Raw genomic sequence first — 16,612 nt, forward strand, 5'->3', positions numbered from 1 at the left:
TATACGTTTGATTAATGAAAGTAATTACGATGCATTACGTTTCGGTTTGTTGATATTTCCTGCGGTTTCCGGGTAAGTTTTCTTTCATATAAAGGCAATTTATTGAGTTTGGAAGATATTTTTGATGTGATTTTCTAAAGAGTGTTGGTTAGCCTTTTGGTGATCGGGGACAATTCTCGCTATCCAGAGGAGGCATCCATGCTCAATCTCGCAAGAACTCTCGGAATTGGAATCGCAGTCATCCTTTTGTCCGTTGCGGCACGGGCGGAAACGGTGAAACTCGTCACGCTGGAATATCCACCTTACGAATATCAGGCTGGTGACAAGGCCGATGGCATTGCCGTGCGCATCGTTGAAGAAGCGTTCAAGAAGATGGGCAAGGATGTCAGCATCCAGGTGCTTCCCTGGAAGCGTGCGCTGCACATGACCAAGACCGGCGAAGCCGATGCCATTTTCACGGCCTACAAGAACGATGAGCGGGTCAAGTTTCTGGACTATTCGGAAACCGTTTTGATGCCTCAAGTCCTGTCCGTCTGGGTGAAGAAGGGCAGCGAGGTTGCCTTTGACGGGTCGATGGACAGCATTGCGAGCGCCGATATCGGCCTGGTCGACGGCATCAGCTACGGCGCGACGGTCGACGATGCGATCAAGTCCGGAACGCTGAAGTCGCTCGACTACGCGCCGGAAAGCTCCAACAACATCAAGAAACTGATGGGTGGGCGCATCGACGCGGTGATCATGAACAAGTACGGCGCGATGCATCACCTGAAACAACAGAACGGCCTCGACCAGGTGGTTGAGTTGCAACCGGAAATCTCCTCCGTGCCGTCCTATATTGCGTTCTCGAAGGCCAACAATCTGGCGGGCATGCGCGATGAACTGGATGGCGTGCTCCAGGAAATGATCGCTTCGGGCGAATACCAGTCCATCATCGACGCCTATTTTGCTGAATGAGTGAACCCCGTCCGGACCGCCCTCCCGGATAAATCACTCAGTCAGCAAAGCGCCCGGCTTCCGCACCAACCCGGAAGCCGGGCTTTTCTGTGCCAGGTGTAGAAACAATGCCTTCCACAGAATTTAAGATTTAGATAACAAAAATCGGCATTTTTTACGAAAATATATTTATGAGTCTCGTTAGTTTATTTGAATGTGTGGTTGTTGAGGATCTTCTTTATAATAAGCAGATAATAGAAATTGAGAGAAGATGGAGGCGTTCATGAAAACGCTGCTGTTGCGCCTTTGCCTCCTGGCCCCTCTGTTGCTGGCGACATCGACCACGCACGCAAAGGCGGTCAAGCTGGTTACATTTGCCTACCCGCCATACGAATATGCGACCGGAGACGGCGCTGACGGCATTGTCGTTCGCATCGTGGAAAGAGCTTTCGATCACCTCGGCGAAGACCTTGTCATTCACGTCCTGCCCTGGAAACGGGCCTTGCACATGGTTCGCATTGGGCAGGCGGACGGCATCTTCACCGCCTATCGGACCGAGGAACGCTTGCGTTTCCTGGACTATTCACGTGTCGTCCTGATGCCGCAGGTGCTCTCGGTCTGGGCCTTGCGGAGCGCTGACATCGGTTACAGTGGCAGTCTGGACAGTCTGGGCGATGTCTCGATCGGTCTTGTTGACGACATTTCCTATGGACCGAAAGTTGATGAAGCCATCCGGACCGGCCAGCTGCGCACGCTTGATTACGCGCCGGTCAGCGCACAGAACGTGAAGAAACTGCTGTATGGCCGCACGGACGCGATCATCATGAACAAGTATGGCGCCATGCACCATCTGATGAAGCTGAATGGGCTGAACCGCGTCGTTGAACTGACGCCAGCCGTTTCTTCCGTGCCTTCGTACCTGGCGTTTTCCAAGATGAAGGGGTTAAGTGGGCTGCGTGACCGGCTGGACAAGGTGCTCGAAGAGATGATCGCGACAGGTGAATACCAGGCGATTATCGACGGTTATTTCGCCGAACGGAACGCGGGGGCGTCTCTGCAGGCATTGGTGGACGCGAGCAATCCGTCAGCTTTGCGTTAGGGGTAAGGGAAACGCGGTATTCGCGCTTCAAGCTCGCCGACAGGAATAGGCGCCCGATTTCCGGCTGAAATCGATGAAGAGACCGCGTATGGTCGGGCCATGCTGATGACCCGACCTGGTTTTGACACCCTTTATGAAGCGCTGCTCAATCGCGATCCGTCCTATGACGGGCGCATGTTTGTCTGCGTGGCCTCGACCGGTATCTTCTGTCGCCTGACCTGTCCGGCGCGGAAGCCAAAGCCGGAGAATTGCAGCTTCCACGAAACCGTTGCCGAGTGTATCGAAGCCGGGTTCCGGCCTTGCAAGCGCTGCCGGCCGACCACACCCGAAGCCAGCGCCGACCCGGTTGTGAAGCCGCTGATCGAGGCCCTTGAAAAACGGCCTGGCTACCGGTGGGGAGAACCCGACATCGTGCGACTTGGGCTGGACCCGTCGACAGTGCGCCGTGCGTTCAAACGTCACTTCGGCATGACCTTTCTGGAAATGGCCCGTCAGCGGCGGCTGCAAGAGGGGTTTTCGACGCTGGCCGAAGGGGGGCGCGTGATTGATGCGCAGATCACCGCGGGATTTGAATCGGCCAGTGCCTTTCGTGAAGCCTTCGCAAAGATCCTGGGACAGGCGCCGGGTGGCTTTGCCTCCGAACCGTTGCTTTATGCCGATTGGGTAAGCTCGCCGCTCGGTCCACTCGTTGCCATCACCGATCGTACACAACTGCATCTCCTGGAGTTTCTGGATCGCAAGGCGCTGCCAACGGAGTTCCGGAAACTGAACGCTTTCGCCAAGGGGCAGATCGGTTTTGGCCGAACCGAAGTGACAGACCAGATCCAGGAAGAACTGAACCGGTTCTTCAAGGGGAAGGGAGGCACGTTCGAAACGAAACTTGCCCTTCATGGCAGTGCGTTCACACGGGATGTCTGGCGGGAGCTCCTGACGATAAGGGCGGGCGAGACACGCAGCTACTCAGAGCTCGCCCACGCTCTTGGGCGTCCCGAAGCGGTGCGTGCCGTCGCCCGCGCCAACGGCGCCAACCAGCTCGCGCTGGTGGTGCCGTGCCACCGCATCATTGGTGCCGACGGCTCGTTGACCGGCTATGGTGGCGGGCTCTGGCGCAAGCAGCGGCTGATCGAAATCGAGCAGGGCTATCGCAAAACCGCGGCTGGCTGAGAGGGCCGCCATAAAAGTCTACTCGCGGTTCGGAACCCGGGCTGTCCGAGCGGTCGTGTCGTGACCATACAGCGACGGATAGCGATGCTGCCAGCTGATATTGCCTTGCGGGTCGTAGCTCAGGAGCAGGCCTTCATAGCTGTCCAGCTGGCCGCGGGGATAGCTGGAACGCTGTCGGGCGGCGCTTTGCATTTCCGTTGGGGCCACCACGTAGCAGCCTGTCAATCGGGCAAAGGCGCTGATAAAGGCGTGACCATTGCCGGAATTGACGCCGTAGGCCCTTAGCGCCGCACCATCACCGTGACGCGCTGTGTGCGCGCCGGCGATGCGGGCGACAAGGCAGCCGCGGAACCAGATCTTGAACACCTTGTTTTTCACATCCGCCCACGGGGCCATCGTGTTGATGTTCAGTCCGGTGCCGATCTGGAAGCTGCCCGGCGTGCCATGCGCATTGAGGATCAGGTTGTCGAGGCGGTTTCCGGTGGCCCGGGCCGCGGCTGCCACCACCTTGTTGACGAGGGCGCGTTGCGTATCCGTTGCGGCGACCGCTTCCGTGACATCCATCGTGAACAGCCGGTTCGAGCGGTTGTCATTGAACACCATTGAGGGCGAAGTAATCGTAATCATCGGCCGGTCCTTTCCAGGTCGCGGTAAATTCCAGCCCACTCGATCAGCCCTGGCAGCGGTTTGATGCTGTCGCTGATCTGATCGAACGATACCAAAAGTTGCAACGCACCCTCGTGACCACGATCACAGAAATCCCGTTTTCCGGTCGGCGTTTCCCCCTGGCAACGCAACCTGGCGAGTGCCGGTCACGTTGGACCTTGTTGCCGCCGCAATCCAGCGCAACCGTAAGGCTCATCATAAGCCCGGTGGTTGGCCTTCCCCGAGAAGCATGGAGCAGGTGCGAATGGCAACTTTTCGACTGGTCGCCGCAGGTTTTCTGGGCCTTGCAACGGCCGCCTGTGTGGTGTTTCCGGTACCGCATAGGCTCGCGCCGAAAGTGTCGGGCGTCCTCCTGGAAAATGGTGAACCTGTTGCAGACGCGAAGATCGTGCTGGCGGTGGTTCCCTTTTCCGCGAATGCGCCGCAATCAGCAGACGGTGCGCAAAAAGTGACGACACGAACCGACAGTCTTGGACGGTTTGAACTGGGTCCCTTGCGCAGTGTGAAGATTGTGCATGCGGCCTATGGAGACGAAATCGCGCCACTGTTCGCGCTCTCCATCGAGACGAACGACCAGCGATATACAGGGTTCCGGGGCGAGGCGGGGGTCCTCGGGCACATCACCGGAACATGCGATCTGGCGCGGCCGGTAAAACAGGGCAATGAAGATTTCGCTTGCGATCATGGTCTGGTGAAAAAACTGGCTTCGGCACGCTGACGGTCCTTGCCAGGAGCCAGATCTGCGCGCCGCAACTCTTGTGAACCGGATGTCCGCCCTCTCCCGGTGGGGTCGATGGGGGAGGGAGAGGGCGGACGGGAGTGCGGGGTCCTACCAGCCTATGCCGATATAGTTTGCAGAGGCCCGGGCTGTTGTCGGGATGCGGACCAGGTCCACAACCGCTGCCTCCTGCTTTCTGGACGCCAGCGCGCTCCGAATGGCAGGCTGGTTTTGTGAGACGACGATGGCGCCGGCCTCGGTCATTGCTTCTTCCGGTGTCGCCCTGAGAATGCCGGGGAGTGCGTCAACGACCTCTTTCAGATGCGGCGCGGCGTAGCGCATGTATTCAAACTGCTGTGCGATATGCGGCCCAGGCTGGATGGCAGGGTCGTAGGCGGTGATTTCAACGCCGTCCTTCACGAGCTCCGCGATCAGATCGAGTACCGGGCTTTCGCGCAGATCGTCCGTTCCCGGTTTGAAGGCAACACCCAGGATCGCGACCTTCTTTGCCGATGTCTCCTTAACAAGCCGCACTGCCTGGTCCACCTGTTCCCTGTTGGAGGGAATGAGCGCGTCGATCATCGGTACGTCGACACCCAGTTCGCCGGCCAGATGGGTGACGGCACGCACTTCCTTGGGCAGGCACGAGCCGCCGAAGGCAAAGCCCGGCTTCAGGTAGTAGGGCGACAGGTTGAGCTTCGTGTCCTGGACGAAAATGTCCATGACCGCATGGCTGTCGATGCCGAGTGGCTTGCACAGCCGGCCGACTTCATTGCCGAAACAGACCTTGGTCGCGTGCCAGACATTGTCGACATATTTCACCAGCTCCGCCACTTCGATCGACGTGACAATCGGATTTGCGTCGACCGGCGCATAGAGCTTGGCAATGATTGCTGCTGTCCGCGGATCGGTCACACCGATCACGGTCTTAGGTGGTGCGTGGAAGTCCGCAACGGCCGTGCCTTCGCGCAGGAATTCCGGATTGAAACAGATGCCGAATTCCGCACCTGCAATCTTGCCGGAGACTTTCTCGATCTCGGGCAGCATGACCTTCAAGGTGGTGCCGGGGGGCACCGAGCAGCGCAGCACCACGACATGAAAGGCGTCTTTTTCCTTCAGAGCCGCGCCGATGCTGCGGGCAACGGCCTTGATCGCACGTGTGTCGCAGCCGCCGTCTTCGCTGGTGGGCGTCCCGACCGAAACGAAGGTGATGTCCGTTTCGATAACGGCGCGCTTGACGTCTGTCGTGGTCGTCAGCAGCTCCCCGGCGACCCCTTCGGTCAAGAGATCGCCAAGACGGTCTTCCACGATCGGGCTTTGACCCCAGCCGATCGCCTCAACCTTGCGTGCATCGATGTCTGCACCGACGACCCTGTGACCGAGTGAACTGAGACAGGCCAGCGACACCGCACCGACATAGCCGAGCCCGATAACGCTGATGGCGTCCTTCGGCTCGAACAGTTTGAAGTCGATGACGTTGAGGTCGCGGGTGGTTTCCAGATTTCCAACATACATGTTCATGTGACAACTCCCGTAGATGCTTGATCTGCGGAAGGAGTTACAAACGCCGTGCCAAACGGTTCCGGATTATGAAAGTTCAATAGATTCAGATGTTTACAAAATCTTGATCTGCTGGCCTGCAAGGCGGTGTTCGCGAAATCGAATGAAGTCTTCCGAATTTCGAACACTCGGTCATTTGCAAAATCCGCTTTCCGGAAGTGACAGAGGACCCGCCAGGTGGCGTGCACACCGCGAGGCGCAGACGGTCCTATATATAAGGTGTCCGCCCTGTGCGTCCGTTTCATGGAAAGTTTGCGAAATTCGAACGGTAGGGTTTTCGTTTCGCAATTCGTTTGCGCAATGGGTCGAGACGCAGGATTGTCGAATTTTGTTCAAGTATTTGTTTTTTATTATTTTTTTGAAACTTCTCAAAAATTGGCACGGTTGGCCGCCCCTTTGCAACACCTGGTTCAAACTTCGATGTTGTGAAGGAGACAGCCATGTTGCCGCATTCGAAAATCACCTCCGTTGGCCGCGTAACCGGTCCCCTCTCCGGTGCTGAAGGAGAAGGCAAGACAGATGTTTTCCTGTTTGATCTGGATGCGCTGGTGCCGTCCCCGTTTGGACGCATGGACGACGAATTCGCTCGTTACCTGACCAGATTCGCCGAACAGAGATCCTGTTACCTGCTTTCCAGCAGCAACTACGCCGACGTGATGACCCGCTTGCCGGCGTATGTTCGCCAGGCGTTTGCCGGGGTTTTCGCATCGGCCGGAACCGAACTCTGGGGCAAGCACGACGTACTCGTCCGCCATGAGCATGATTTTTCCGACGACCTTTACGAGTTTCTGGTCAAGGTGGTGCAGACCAGCGCTTTCCCGGACAAGTGCTCGCCGGTGCTCGACAACGGATCAGCCACAATCCGAATGCTGCTGGCCGGTACGCGCAGCACCGCCAATCAGCGCAAGACCTATCTGGCATGGGAACGGGAGCACCAGGAACTGCCGGCAATCATGAAAGAGTTCCAGGTCCGGTTTCCCGATCACCGGGTCTACCGCGACAGCGACACCAGCCTGCTGATCATGCCGGCAAGCTTTTCGACTGCTCTTGTGCGCAGCCATATTCTGAAACGCCACAAGACCGCGCGCCTGATCAGCTACCTCGCGCCGCAAAGTGCTGCAAGTTATGCGGCGCCCCTTTGCGAGGCCCTCCTGAACAGCGATGTCCTGTCGGAGGTGTCAGCCCCGAGCGATGTCAGCCAGCTACTGAGTTATGAAATGCGGCATTTGTCCGGTGCGGAACTCCCCGTGACCCTGCCTGTTGGCAAGATGGCGGAGGTATGACGAGGTGAGCACGGTATCAGCCCGGGAGGACAAACCAGAAGACCACTGGTCGCTGGTCGAGAGCCGCAAGGTGTTCGAGGCGGGAGAACGCCTGCGGGTCCTGCGACAGACGATCTGCCTTCCGGACAACCGGCTGGTGGACGACTATTACCAGATCGATCTGCCATCCTTTGCGTCCATCTATGCCGTGACCGAAGACGATGAGGTTCTGCTTTTGCGTCAATACAAGCATGGCATCGGCAAGGTCTGCCTGACCTTGCCGGGTGGCCAGGTAGATCCGGGTGAGGACGCTGAGTTTTCAGCCCGTCGCGAGCTCCTGGAGGAGACAGGATATGGCGGCGGACGCTGGCTTGCCGGGCCGTCGCTCGTCCTGCACGGCAATCAACGGATTGCGTCGGCGCATATTTTCGTCGCCCGGCACGTCATCAAGCTGGCCGAAGCCAATTCGGGCGACCTTGAAGACGCAACGCTGATCCGGCAGCCGCGGGAAACCGTCAGGCGGGCGGCCCTGCTGGGAGATCTGCCGATCACCTCTCACGTTGCCACGGTCGGCATCGCCGAAATGCTGCTGGACGCATCCTCGTGATGCGTCCGGTGATCCTTTGATCTTCCGGGGAAGTTACTGAACTTCTGCGGTTTCGTTTTCGGCTGCCGGGGCTTCGTCAGCTTCTTCCTGAGCCGCCCAGATTTCTTTCTTGCGGTAGAGCGTCGACGGGCTGACCTGCAGTGTTCTGGCCGTTTTCGGAAGGCTGCCGCCGCAGGCTTCAATGGTTGCCTCGATGATCTGCTTTTCCAGGGTCTCGTAAGGCTGGCCCAGGGTCAGGGTGATGACCGGCCAGCCATCCGGGCCGGGGGCAACCGAGGACTGCGGGGTAGTCTGGGACACGGGCACCTGCAAGGGGACCACTCCGGCCTCGCGCCTGGGTACAGGCGCACGGCCCTGCAGGGTCGTCAGCATGTCTGCTTCCACGATCGGGCCCTCATTCAGCACGACCAGATTGCGGATGGTGTTCTGCATTTCGCGCACATTGCCCGGCCAGCCATGGGCCATCAGCATTTCTTCCGCTTCGACGGAAAAGCCCTCAAAGGCCTTGCCTTCTTCAAGCGCAAACTGGGTCAGGAAATGGCGGGCCAGTTCGAGGATGTCCGCACCGCGCGCGCGCAGGGGCGGCAGACCGATCGGCAGGACATGCAGCCGGTAATAAAGGTCTTCGCGAAACCGGCCGGCCTCGACCTCTTCCAGCGGGTCCCGGTTGGTGGCACAGACAATGCGCACATCCACCTTCTTGAGACTGTCGCTGCCGACTTTCTGAACGGTTCCGCTTTGCAGGAAGCGCAGCAGCTTGGCTTGCAGATTGAGTTCCAGTTCGCAGATTTCGTCCAGAAACAGCGTCCCGCCGTCGGCGCGCGCCGCCGCACCGTCCCGGTCGGAAGTCGCGCCGGTAAAGGCGCCTTTGACATGACCGAAGATTTCCGACTCGATCAGGTCCTTGGGAATGGCGGCGCAATTGAGCGGAACGAACGGGCGCTTGGCACGCGGGCTGGACTTGTGAATGGCCTCCGCGCAGACCTCCTTGCCGGTGCCGCTCTCGCCAGTGATGAACACCGACGCGTTGGAACGAGCGACGCTTTCGATCATCTTGTAGACCGCTGTCATCGGCAGCGACGAGCCGACAAAGCCGGTGGTCGCCTTCGCTGTGGTCGGCTTTTGAACTTCCGCGACCACTTCCGTCAGGGTTTCCCGTTCCAGGGCGTTGCGGGTCGTGGTGACCAGGCGTTCCTCGGCGACCGGCTTGACGATGAAGTCGTAGGCCCCGGCCTGCATGGCGTCCACAGCGGTCTTGATCGACCCGGAACTTGTGACGACAACGACGGTGACCGGCAGTTGCTCCTCGCGGATTACCTCCAGAACCTCCATACCATTCATGTCGGGCAGTTGGAGATCCAGCAGAACGACGCTGACGCCACCTTTCCGGATCCTGCCAAGGGCTTCCCGGCCGGTCTCGACGTGGAGCGTGTCAATTCCGGCACGTCCCAGGTGATGGCCATAGACCGTTGCAAGTGGCAATGCGTCTTCTACGATGAGAACTTTCAAATCCGGTTCCTCCAGGCTTCCGCGAAGGCAATCAGGCCTTGAGCGAAATGTCGACCCCTATCTCATCGGCGAGGCGTTTCACTTCTTCTAACGTCTGATTGCAAAGCTCTGCAAGTTCGACCACCCTGGACATCGCCTGGCTGGACTTGCCGTCCCGCGCGAGCCCGTTGACCGCAGCCGCCGTGTTGGTCAGTTCCACCGCGCCGAAGGTGCCAGCAACACTTTTCAGCGCATGTGTCGCCCGTTCGAGCTGGTTGATGTCGCCGGTGTCGAAGGCTTCAAGCACGGCTTCGCGGCGCTGGCTGGTGTCATCGATGAATTGCTGCAGAAGCTTCTGTTTCAGCTCTGTCGGCATCGTGTCGAGAATGTCGCGCGCCGCCGCCAGGGACGCGGAAGCGACCGGATCGGCAGCGGCAGGCTTGGAGGCGGCCGCCTGATGGACGTTGCGCGCAATGCAGGCAAGCAGCTCCTCTTTTTCCACCGGCTTGGCGAGAAAATCCTCCATTCCGGCCGCCAGAAAACGCTCCCTGTCACCGCGCAGCGAATAGGCGGTGAGCGCGATGACCGGCGTTGTTGCGTTGCGTCCGCCGGCCTTGATCTTGCCGGTCGCTTCCAGGCCGTCCATTTCCGGCATGGAAATGTCCATCAGGATGCAGTCGTAGTCGCGCCTCTGGGCCAGTTGCACGGCCTCCCGGCCATTGTTTGCAATGTCGACATCGCATCCGGCCCGGTCCAGGGCATGGCTGACGACGATCTGGTTGGTGGCATTGTCCTCGGCAACCAGAATGATAAGCCCTTCGGGAAGGGCCTCCCTGGTCTCCTCGCGCGGGACCTCCTCGATATAGGTCTGGTCGTCGGCCAGGGTGATCGGGACCAAGAAGTGGAAGGTGCTGCCGGCAGCGGGCAGGCTTTCAACGGAAATCTCTCCGTCCATCAGCCCTGCAATCTGCTTGCAGATGGCAAGGCCAAGACCGGTACCGCCCTGTTTCTTGGTATAGCTGCTGTCCACGGTAACAAAGTCGCCGAACAGCGCTTCGTGCTTGTCTTTCGGGATGCCGATGCCTGTATCTTTCACGGAAAAGTGGAAGGTCGGCCGGACCGGGTCCTGTTTTTCGATGGCGACCGTGATTTCGACCGAGCCCAGTTCAGTGAACTTGATGGCATTCGACACCAGGTTCAGCAAAACCTGCCGCAATCTGCCGGCGTCGCCGACAACGGCCTCCGGAATGTTCTCGCCATAGTTCAGGAAAAGGCCCAGATCCTTCTCCTGGGCGATGGGCAGGAACAGGTCGACGATGCTCTTGACCACCGTCCTCAGGCGGAACGGCGCGCTGTCAAGTTCCATCCGGCCGGCTTCGAGCTTGGAAAAATCGAGAATGTCGTTGATCAGCTCAAGCAGGGACCGGCCGGATTCCCGTGCAGTTTTGACATAATCCGCCTGGGCGGTGTCCAGATTGGTGTCGCGCAAGAGGCTCAGGATGCCGAGAACACCGTTCATCGGGGTTCTGATTTCGTGGCTCATCATGGCCAGGAACTTCGCCTTGGCCTCGTTGGCCGCTTCCGCACGTTCCTTGGCATCTCTCAAGGCGGCGTCTGCGGCCTTGCGTTCGGTGATGTCGCGCACATAACCCAGGAACAGTGGACCGTGTTCTCCGCGTGTATGCCGGATTGCCAGTTCGACGATGATCTCGTGGCCATCCTTGTGCTTGCCCTCAATCTCGATGCGCTTGCCCAGAACCGGTCCTTCACCGGTGACCAGGAAGTGCTCCAGTCCCTTGTCATGCAGCTCGCGGTATTTTTCCGGAATGATGAAATCGGACATTTTTTCGCCAACGATTTCGCTGGCTTTCCAGCCGAACACTTCTTCGGCCGCCGGGCTGTAATCGAGCACGATGCCCTTGCCGTCCATGACGATGATACCGTCGAAAGAGGCCGAGACCACGCTGCGCATCAGGTTCTGGCTGCGGACCAGTTCCTGTTCGCGGTGTTTGAGTTCGGTGATGTCGACACGGAAACCGACCATGCCGCCCTCGCTGGTTCGCGATTCAATCACCCGGAGCCAGCGGCCGTCATCAAGGTGCTGTTCCATGTGCGCGCCGGGATTGCGATGATGCTCCATGCGCAGTTCGATCCAGTCTTCCAGGGCATCGCCCGACAGTTGGTATTGGCCACGCCGTGCGCCCCTTCGGATGATGTCCTCGAATTTTTCACCTACCTGGATGAGGTCCGAACTGCTGGAATAGAATTCCCGATATTTGCTGTTGCACATCAAAAGCCGGTCGTCGGCGTCATACAGCACAAAGCCGTCGGGAAGTGATTCAATGGCGTCAAGCAGACGTGTCTCGGCCTGTTTCAGTTTCAGCGCATCGGACTTTCTCTGGGTCAGATCGCGCAGGATGGCGGTATAGGTATCCGTGCCGCCAACGGTAGATTTGGACAGCGAGAGTTCCACCGGATAGCGGCTTGCATCAAGACGCTGACCGGTCGTTTCGACACGCTGACCGGCCTCGGCGGGGCCTCCCGAGCCTGTATGCTTGTCAAAGCCTTCAAGAACCTGCTCCGGTGTCCCGGTTTCCGGGAGAAGGTCGCTCAACTCCCGCGAGGAGAGGTCATCCATTGTCCGAGCGCCGAACATCTTCAGCGCGGACGGATTGGCGCTGAGGACCTTTCCGTCCGGAGAGAGGCTCAGGACGCCGTCCAGCATGGTTTCCAGAATAGCGCCCACCTGGGCCTCTCCGGCTTCCGCCCTTCGGGTCGCGACGACCAGGGCCTCGTTTTTCTCACGCTCGGCTTCGGCCAGCGCGGCCAGCCGGCTTGTGGCTTTTTGTCTTTGACGGGACAGGACCAGTGTCAGGGCAGCTGCGGCGAGAAAGGCCAGCGCGAGCATGAAGATCAGATTGTTGAGCGAGGTAAAACCGGTTCCATAGAGACTGCTCGCTGGCAGGATCACTTCCTGGATGCCCCGGATGTCGCCGACTTCCCAGTCCTGTTTCGGGGAGTCTGGATGCGTGTTGTGGCAGGCAACACAGCTGCTCTCCATGATGACAGCGGTGGCGCTGCGAAAATAGGTGGCGTCTTCGCGCTGTTCCAGGCGCTGGTAGGGCGCCCCCGGATTTTGTTGCAGAGCTGCCAAAGCTTCCTTTTCGAAAGTGTCGAGATTGCGATCGCGCCGCCACGGCCAGGGATAACTCGACAGCATGCGAATGCTGCTCTCGGAGCCTTGCGCCTTCAGTTCTTCTTCCAGCGCAAGGGTCATCGAAACCGGTGCCGGAACCGTCAGCTCCCGCTCATGATAGTCATGCGACACCTGAACGTCGTTCGACGAATAGAGCTTGTCGACGACTTCACGGGAATAGAAGGATCGGGACGCGGTCAGAAGGTCCGATTGTGCCTGCGCGGCAGCTGACAGATCCGCCGTGCGCGCTTTCTGGCCGAAATCCACGGCCAGCACATAGGCCGCCAGTGCGGAAGCGGTCACAAAGACCAGCACCAGCCAGAAGGTGGCGTCATGTGTGAGGTGACGAAGCCAGGCGCGCATGGACCTTCCTCTTTCAGAAACGGCAGTCGGTTGGGTTCCCTGAGGGGAGTTTCGACGCATTTGCTTGCTCATTTGTTAGGATCTGCCGATTTCGGTTGCGAGGAACGTCCGCTTTCCGTTTGCAGTTGCGGCGATTTGGTCAGCCCGAGACTGAAATACGGGTTGTTGTCCAGGAAAGCCCGCCAGCTGTCGTAAGAGAGGCTTCGGTAGGGTTGGCAGGTCTCGCCGCACAACTGAAGATCGAGCGTCAGGTCGAAATCCGCCTTCGGATCGAACAAACTGGCATAGGCAAAAAGCGTGTCCGCCGCGCTTGCGCCGGGAACCTGGCCTGCGTAGGCGGCGGTAAGGACGCCAGGTGCAGCAGAGGCCCAGCCACCGGCCGGAAACCACTTCGGGCTGCGCGGTCCGCTGCCATCCAGATCGCGGGGCGTTTCGGGCCCGAAGTCCAGAAGAAACGCCGCGCGTTCGGAAACACTTTCGGTAAGCGTCACATCGAAAACATCTTCCATGTCCGCCAGTCCCATGAGACTGATCCCTGCATGTCCGGTGTCTTCAAAGCGCTGTTCCTGAATGGCCGTCTGGTCGAGGCCCTTTTCCAGGTAATAGGTCTTGGGCCAGTAGCGCCACAGAGCGCCCTCGGGAGCTTGCTCGACTTCGTGCAGGAACTTTTCGACAATGGTGCTGGCACGAACCTGCAGGGTTTCGTCTGACAAGCCTTTTAGAAGAGCTGCGAAGGAAAGCTGCCAGTTCCAGGGGGCGACGGCACCGGCGAACCGAAATTCAAGGCCGTCGCGAATGCGGTAAAGCCCTGCCCTCTCATCAAAGTCCGCTTCGAAGGAGGCGGCCAGACAACTGGCCGTTTCGCCAATCTGCTTTTGGAGTTTTGGCGGGCAGGCCTTGCCAAGGCTCTGGCACCCCTCTGTCAGCGCATTGGCAATCACGGCCTGGTTGATCATCAGGCTGAGGCGGTCGCCGCTCTCACTTGAATAGATCTTTGAACTCCAGCCACAGGATGGGATGTTCGGTCCGGTGCGAGCATGCAGACCATCCTGCGCGGCAAGGGTCAGCTTCACGGATTTGACGGCGAGATCCGCAAATGCTTGCACGCCTGTTTTCTCATACAGGGTTGCCAGGCCGCGCAGCCGGTAGCTCTGGTTCCAGCTCTGCAGACCCTCCGCATCGGATGAACAGGCGCGCACTTCGCCACTTTGCCCGAGTAGAAGACCCTTGACCGCGAAGTAGAACTGCAAGCCAGCTTCTGAGCCGCTGACCGAGGCAACCGCAAGTTTTCCGGCGCGGTCCGGGCTCTTCGGAAGGGCGATGAATTCGCTGCTGTCCGATCGAATATCCGGCAGGCCGATGGATCCGGTGTCGAGCGGGATCCGGAAGATCCCGGCACCGCGTTCGTCCGCACAGGCTAGCTGTGCCCAGACATGGGTCTTGCCGAGCCTGAGCCTTTCCGGAACGCAGGCTTCAAAATCGATCAAAACGTCGGCGAACGGCGCACCGTCCGCGAGCTCTTGCCTGGAGATGGACTGCAGCTGTGGAGAGGCGCCACGTTCATCCACCAGCAGGAGAAGTTCGCTTTCAGTGACCCGCAGCAATCGGACCGCGCTTCCGGCCGGCCAGCTTCTCAAGATCCTGCCGTCCTGCAGAAGCTCTGTCTGCTTGTCGCCCGTTTTCCACTGCCGCAACCAGAAAAGCGCGCCGTCCCGACTTGCCTGGATGGTTCCAAGTCGCGCTCCGGAGCCCGTCTTCATTCCCATGTTCTGAGGCGCGCCGTTCAGGCTGACCAGTGGCGTGTCGTCTCCAGGTGACTTCGAGATCACCAGCGTGTTGGGTCCTGCCCTGGAAACCTTTTCAACGCACTGGCCTGAAACGCCTTTCTTGCGGACAAGGCCGGATTTGAGGTCGATGGTGGTTGCCTGCGAGGGAAGCACGAGCTGATCGGAAGTACTCTCGACCGCCTCCGCCGGGACTTTTTGAAACAGGCCGGCTGAGGCGACGACGAGGACCGGAAAAAGTCGGTTCATGGGACCTGGTCCACTCAGAAGTTGAAGTAGATGAACTCGGTGAGTTCGGCGAGACGGTAGGTCTGCACAAGCGCAACGGCGAAGATCACGGAGACCGCCGCGGCCCAGCCGGCTGTCGGCTGCCAGCGCACGGGCAGGAACCCGTCCGACTTGCGCTGTTTGACCAGCTTCTTCAGGCCGAGCACCGGATTGTACTTCTCGGTGAACTCGATGGCGTTCGGCAGCAGGAACACGATGGCGGCAAGGCAGATCATCGCGGCCCAGACAGAGGCGGTTCCGGTCAAAAGGCTTTCCCAGAGGCGGGGCTCATAGACCGTGGACAGGCCCGTCATGCCGGCCAGGATGTTGCTGGCCCCGGAAAAGCTTTCGGCACGGAAGAACACCCAGGCAACGACCACCGCAAGAAGGGTCAGGGTGCGCGCCAGCAGGTTGGCGGCAACCGGTGGCAGCAGCGACGGCACGTAGCCCCGTTCGACCAAGGCCGACCAGCCGTGGTTGATGGCCAGGTAGGCTCCGTGCAGACCGCCCCAGAAGACGAAGGTCCAGCTGGCACCGTGCCACAATCCACCAAGCAGCATGGTGATCATCAGATTGGCATACCGGCGCACCGGGCCGGAGCGGTTGCCGCCCAGCGGGATGTAGAGGTAGTCCCTGAGAAAATGGGACAGGGTGATGTGCCAGCGACGCCAGAAATCGGAGATGCTGGTGGCCTTGTAGGGCGAGTTGAAGTTCACCGGCAGGCGGATGCCGAACAGGCGGGCGAGCCCCAGGGCCATGTCGCAATAGCCCGAGAAGTCGAAATAGAGCTGGAACGAATAGGCAAGCGCCCCGATCCAGGCCGCTTCAAACGGCACACCGGAGGTGGTTTCCGCCAGGTTGAAGACCCCGTTGGCGTAAGGTGCGATGCCGTCCGCCAGCACGATTTTCTTGAAAAGGCCAATCGCGAACAGGGTGCCGCCGACAGCCAGATTCAGGACCAGCTTGTTCCTGAAGACAGGCAGGCGGAACTGCGGAATGGTTTCCTTCTGCATCACGATCGGGCCGGCGATCAGCTGCGGGAAAAATACGACGAACAGCATGTAGCGTGCGAAATCGCAGTGCTCGATGTCGCCCTTGTAAGTGTCGATCAGGAACGAGATCTGCTGGAACGTGAAGAAGGAGATCGCCAGCGGCAGCACCAGATGCAGCAGCGGAATGTCCGCACCGGCGATCAGGTTGGCGTTGCCGATGAAGAAGTCGGCATATTTGAAAACGGCGATCAGGCTGAGATTGAAGACAATCCCCATGATCAGGATGAACTTGTCGCGGACCTGACGCAGCACCCGGTGGAAGCCGTAGTTGATCACGACGGAACCGAGCAGCAGCGGCAGATAGACCGGCGTCCACCAGGCGTAGAACACCAGGGAGGCAATCGTCAGCCACCAGATGATACCGTTTTCCCAGCCCCAGTGGCGCAGCAGGAGATAGCCGATCAGAACCGGCGGCATGAACAGGTAGATGAATTCCAGGGAACTGAAAACCAT

12 protein-coding genes are annotated in these 16,612 nt (G+C 59.3%); 6 read left to right on the forward strand and 6 right to left on the reverse strand.

Annotated features, from left to right (window positions below; translation table 11 throughout):
- Positions 1 to 198: 198 nt before the first annotated feature.
- The 3 genes from CHH27_RS22950 (at position 199) to CHH27_RS22960 (ending at position 3,196) form a co-directional block, all read left to right on the forward strand.
- Positions 199 to 954 carry an ABC transporter substrate-binding protein gene (locus CHH27_RS22950; protein WP_094074956.1) on the forward strand — a complete coding sequence of 252 codons (756 nt, stop codon included), beginning with the start codon at positions 199 to 201 and terminating at the stop codon, positions 952 to 954.
- 262 nt (positions 955 to 1,216) lie between these two features.
- Positions 1,217 to 2,032 (forward strand): ABC transporter substrate-binding protein, encoded by an 816-nt coding sequence (locus CHH27_RS22955; protein WP_208988336.1) that lies wholly within the window; start codon positions 1,217 to 1,219, stop codon positions 2,030 to 2,032.
- Positions 2,033 to 2,131: 99 nt separating this feature from the next.
- Positions 2,132 to 3,196 carry a bifunctional transcriptional activator/DNA repair enzyme AdaA gene (locus CHH27_RS22960; RefSeq protein WP_094073656.1) on the forward strand — a complete coding sequence of 355 codons (1,065 nt, stop codon included), beginning with the start codon at positions 2,132 to 2,134 and terminating at the stop codon, positions 3,194 to 3,196.
- 18 nt (positions 3,197 to 3,214) lie between these two features.
- Here CHH27_RS22960 and CHH27_RS22965 read toward each other — a convergent pair whose 3' ends face one another.
- Positions 3,215 to 3,823 carry a hypothetical protein gene (locus CHH27_RS22965; protein ID WP_157739059.1) on the reverse strand — a complete coding sequence of 203 codons (609 nt, stop codon included), beginning with the start codon at positions 3,821 to 3,823 and terminating at the stop codon, positions 3,215 to 3,217.
- 283 nt (positions 3,824 to 4,106) lie between these two features.
- On the opposite strand from CHH27_RS22965, the gene CHH27_RS22970 reads away from it, so the two are divergent.
- Positions 4,107 to 4,580, forward strand: coding sequence for a hypothetical protein (locus CHH27_RS22970; RefSeq protein ID WP_094073658.1), 474 nt, complete (start codon positions 4,107 to 4,109; stop codon positions 4,578 to 4,580).
- A 111-nt stretch (positions 4,581 to 4,691) separates the two neighbouring features.
- Here CHH27_RS22970 and CHH27_RS22975 read toward each other — a convergent pair whose 3' ends face one another.
- A complete protein-coding gene (locus tag CHH27_RS22975) occupies positions 4,692 to 6,101 on the reverse strand; it encodes a nucleotide sugar dehydrogenase (protein ID WP_094073659.1) in 1,410 nt (469 codons plus the stop codon).
- A gap of 479 nt (positions 6,102 to 6,580) precedes the next feature.
- Here CHH27_RS22975 and CHH27_RS22980 point away from each other — a divergent pair, with 479 nt between their 5' ends.
- Positions 6,581 to 7,423, forward strand: coding sequence for a hypothetical protein (locus tag CHH27_RS22980; protein WP_157739060.1), 843 nt, complete (start codon positions 6,581 to 6,583; stop codon positions 7,421 to 7,423).
- Between the two features lie 4 nt (positions 7,424 to 7,427).
- On the forward strand, positions 7,428 to 8,009 hold the full coding sequence (locus CHH27_RS22985; RefSeq protein WP_094073661.1) for an NUDIX hydrolase: 582 nt from the start codon (positions 7,428 to 7,430) through the stop codon (positions 8,007 to 8,009).
- Between the two features lie 33 nt (positions 8,010 to 8,042).
- On the opposite strand, the gene CHH27_RS22990 is transcribed toward CHH27_RS22985, so the two are convergent.
- The 4 genes from CHH27_RS22990 to CHH27_RS23005 form a co-directional block, all read right to left on the reverse strand.
- Positions 8,043 to 9,518, reverse strand: a complete 1,476-nt coding sequence (locus CHH27_RS22990) for a sigma-54 dependent transcriptional regulator (protein WP_094073662.1) — start codon at positions 9,516 to 9,518, stop codon at positions 8,043 to 8,045.
- Between the two features lie 31 nt (positions 9,519 to 9,549).
- The gene (locus CHH27_RS22995; RefSeq protein ID WP_094073663.1) at positions 9,550 to 13,056 is read right to left on the reverse strand and encodes a PAS domain S-box protein; all 3,507 of its coding nucleotides are present in this window, start codon (positions 13,054 to 13,056) and stop codon (positions 9,550 to 9,552) included.
- Between the two features lie 68 nt (positions 13,057 to 13,124).
- Complete coding sequence (locus tag CHH27_RS23000; RefSeq protein ID WP_094073664.1) at positions 13,125 to 15,089, reverse strand: hypothetical protein; 1,965 nt, start codon at positions 15,087 to 15,089, stop codon at positions 13,125 to 13,127.
- A 14-nt stretch (positions 15,090 to 15,103) separates the two neighbouring features.
- Complete coding sequence (locus CHH27_RS23005) at positions 15,104 to 16,612, reverse strand: MBOAT family protein (protein WP_094073665.1); 1,509 nt, start codon at positions 16,610 to 16,612, stop codon at positions 15,104 to 15,106.

It is taken from the genome of Labrenzia sp. VG12 (genome assembly GCF_002237595.1).
Classification (GTDB): domain Bacteria; phylum Pseudomonadota; class Alphaproteobacteria; order Rhizobiales; family Stappiaceae; genus Roseibium.

Excerpts from the sequence above, each read along its gene's own strand:
- CHH27_RS22950 (WP_094074956.1), top strand. The coding sequence starts at position 199 with ATGCTCAATCTCGCAAGAACTCTCGGAATTGGAATCGCAGTCATCCTT.
- CHH27_RS22955 (WP_208988336.1), top strand. The coding sequence starts at position 1,217 with ATGAAAACGCTGCTGTTGCGCCTTTGCCTCCTGGCCCCTCTGTTGCTG.
- CHH27_RS22960 (WP_094073656.1), top strand. The coding sequence starts at position 2,132 with ATGCTGATGACCCGACCTGGTTTTGACACCCTTTATGAAGCGCTGCTC.
- CHH27_RS22965 (WP_157739059.1), bottom strand. The coding sequence starts at position 3,823 with ATGATTACGATTACTTCGCCCTCAATGGTGTTCAATGACAACCGCTCG.
- CHH27_RS22970 (WP_094073658.1), top strand. The coding sequence starts at position 4,107 with ATGGCAACTTTTCGACTGGTCGCCGCAGGTTTTCTGGGCCTTGCAACG.
- CHH27_RS22975 (WP_094073659.1), bottom strand. The coding sequence starts at position 6,101 with ATGAACATGTATGTTGGAAATCTGGAAACCACCCGCGACCTCAACGTC.
- CHH27_RS22980 (WP_157739060.1), top strand. The coding sequence starts at position 6,581 with ATGTTGCCGCATTCGAAAATCACCTCCGTTGGCCGCGTAACCGGTCCC.
- CHH27_RS22995 (WP_094073663.1), bottom strand. The coding sequence starts at position 13,056 with ATGCGCGCCTGGCTTCGTCACCTCACACATGACGCCACCTTCTGGCTG.
- CHH27_RS23000 (WP_094073664.1), bottom strand. The coding sequence starts at position 15,089 with ATGAACCGACTTTTTCCGGTCCTCGTCGTCGCCTCAGCCGGCCTGTTT.
- CHH27_RS23005 (WP_094073665.1), bottom strand. The coding sequence starts at position 16,612 with ATGGTTTTCAGTTCCCTGGAATTCATCTACCTGTTCATGCCGCCGGTT.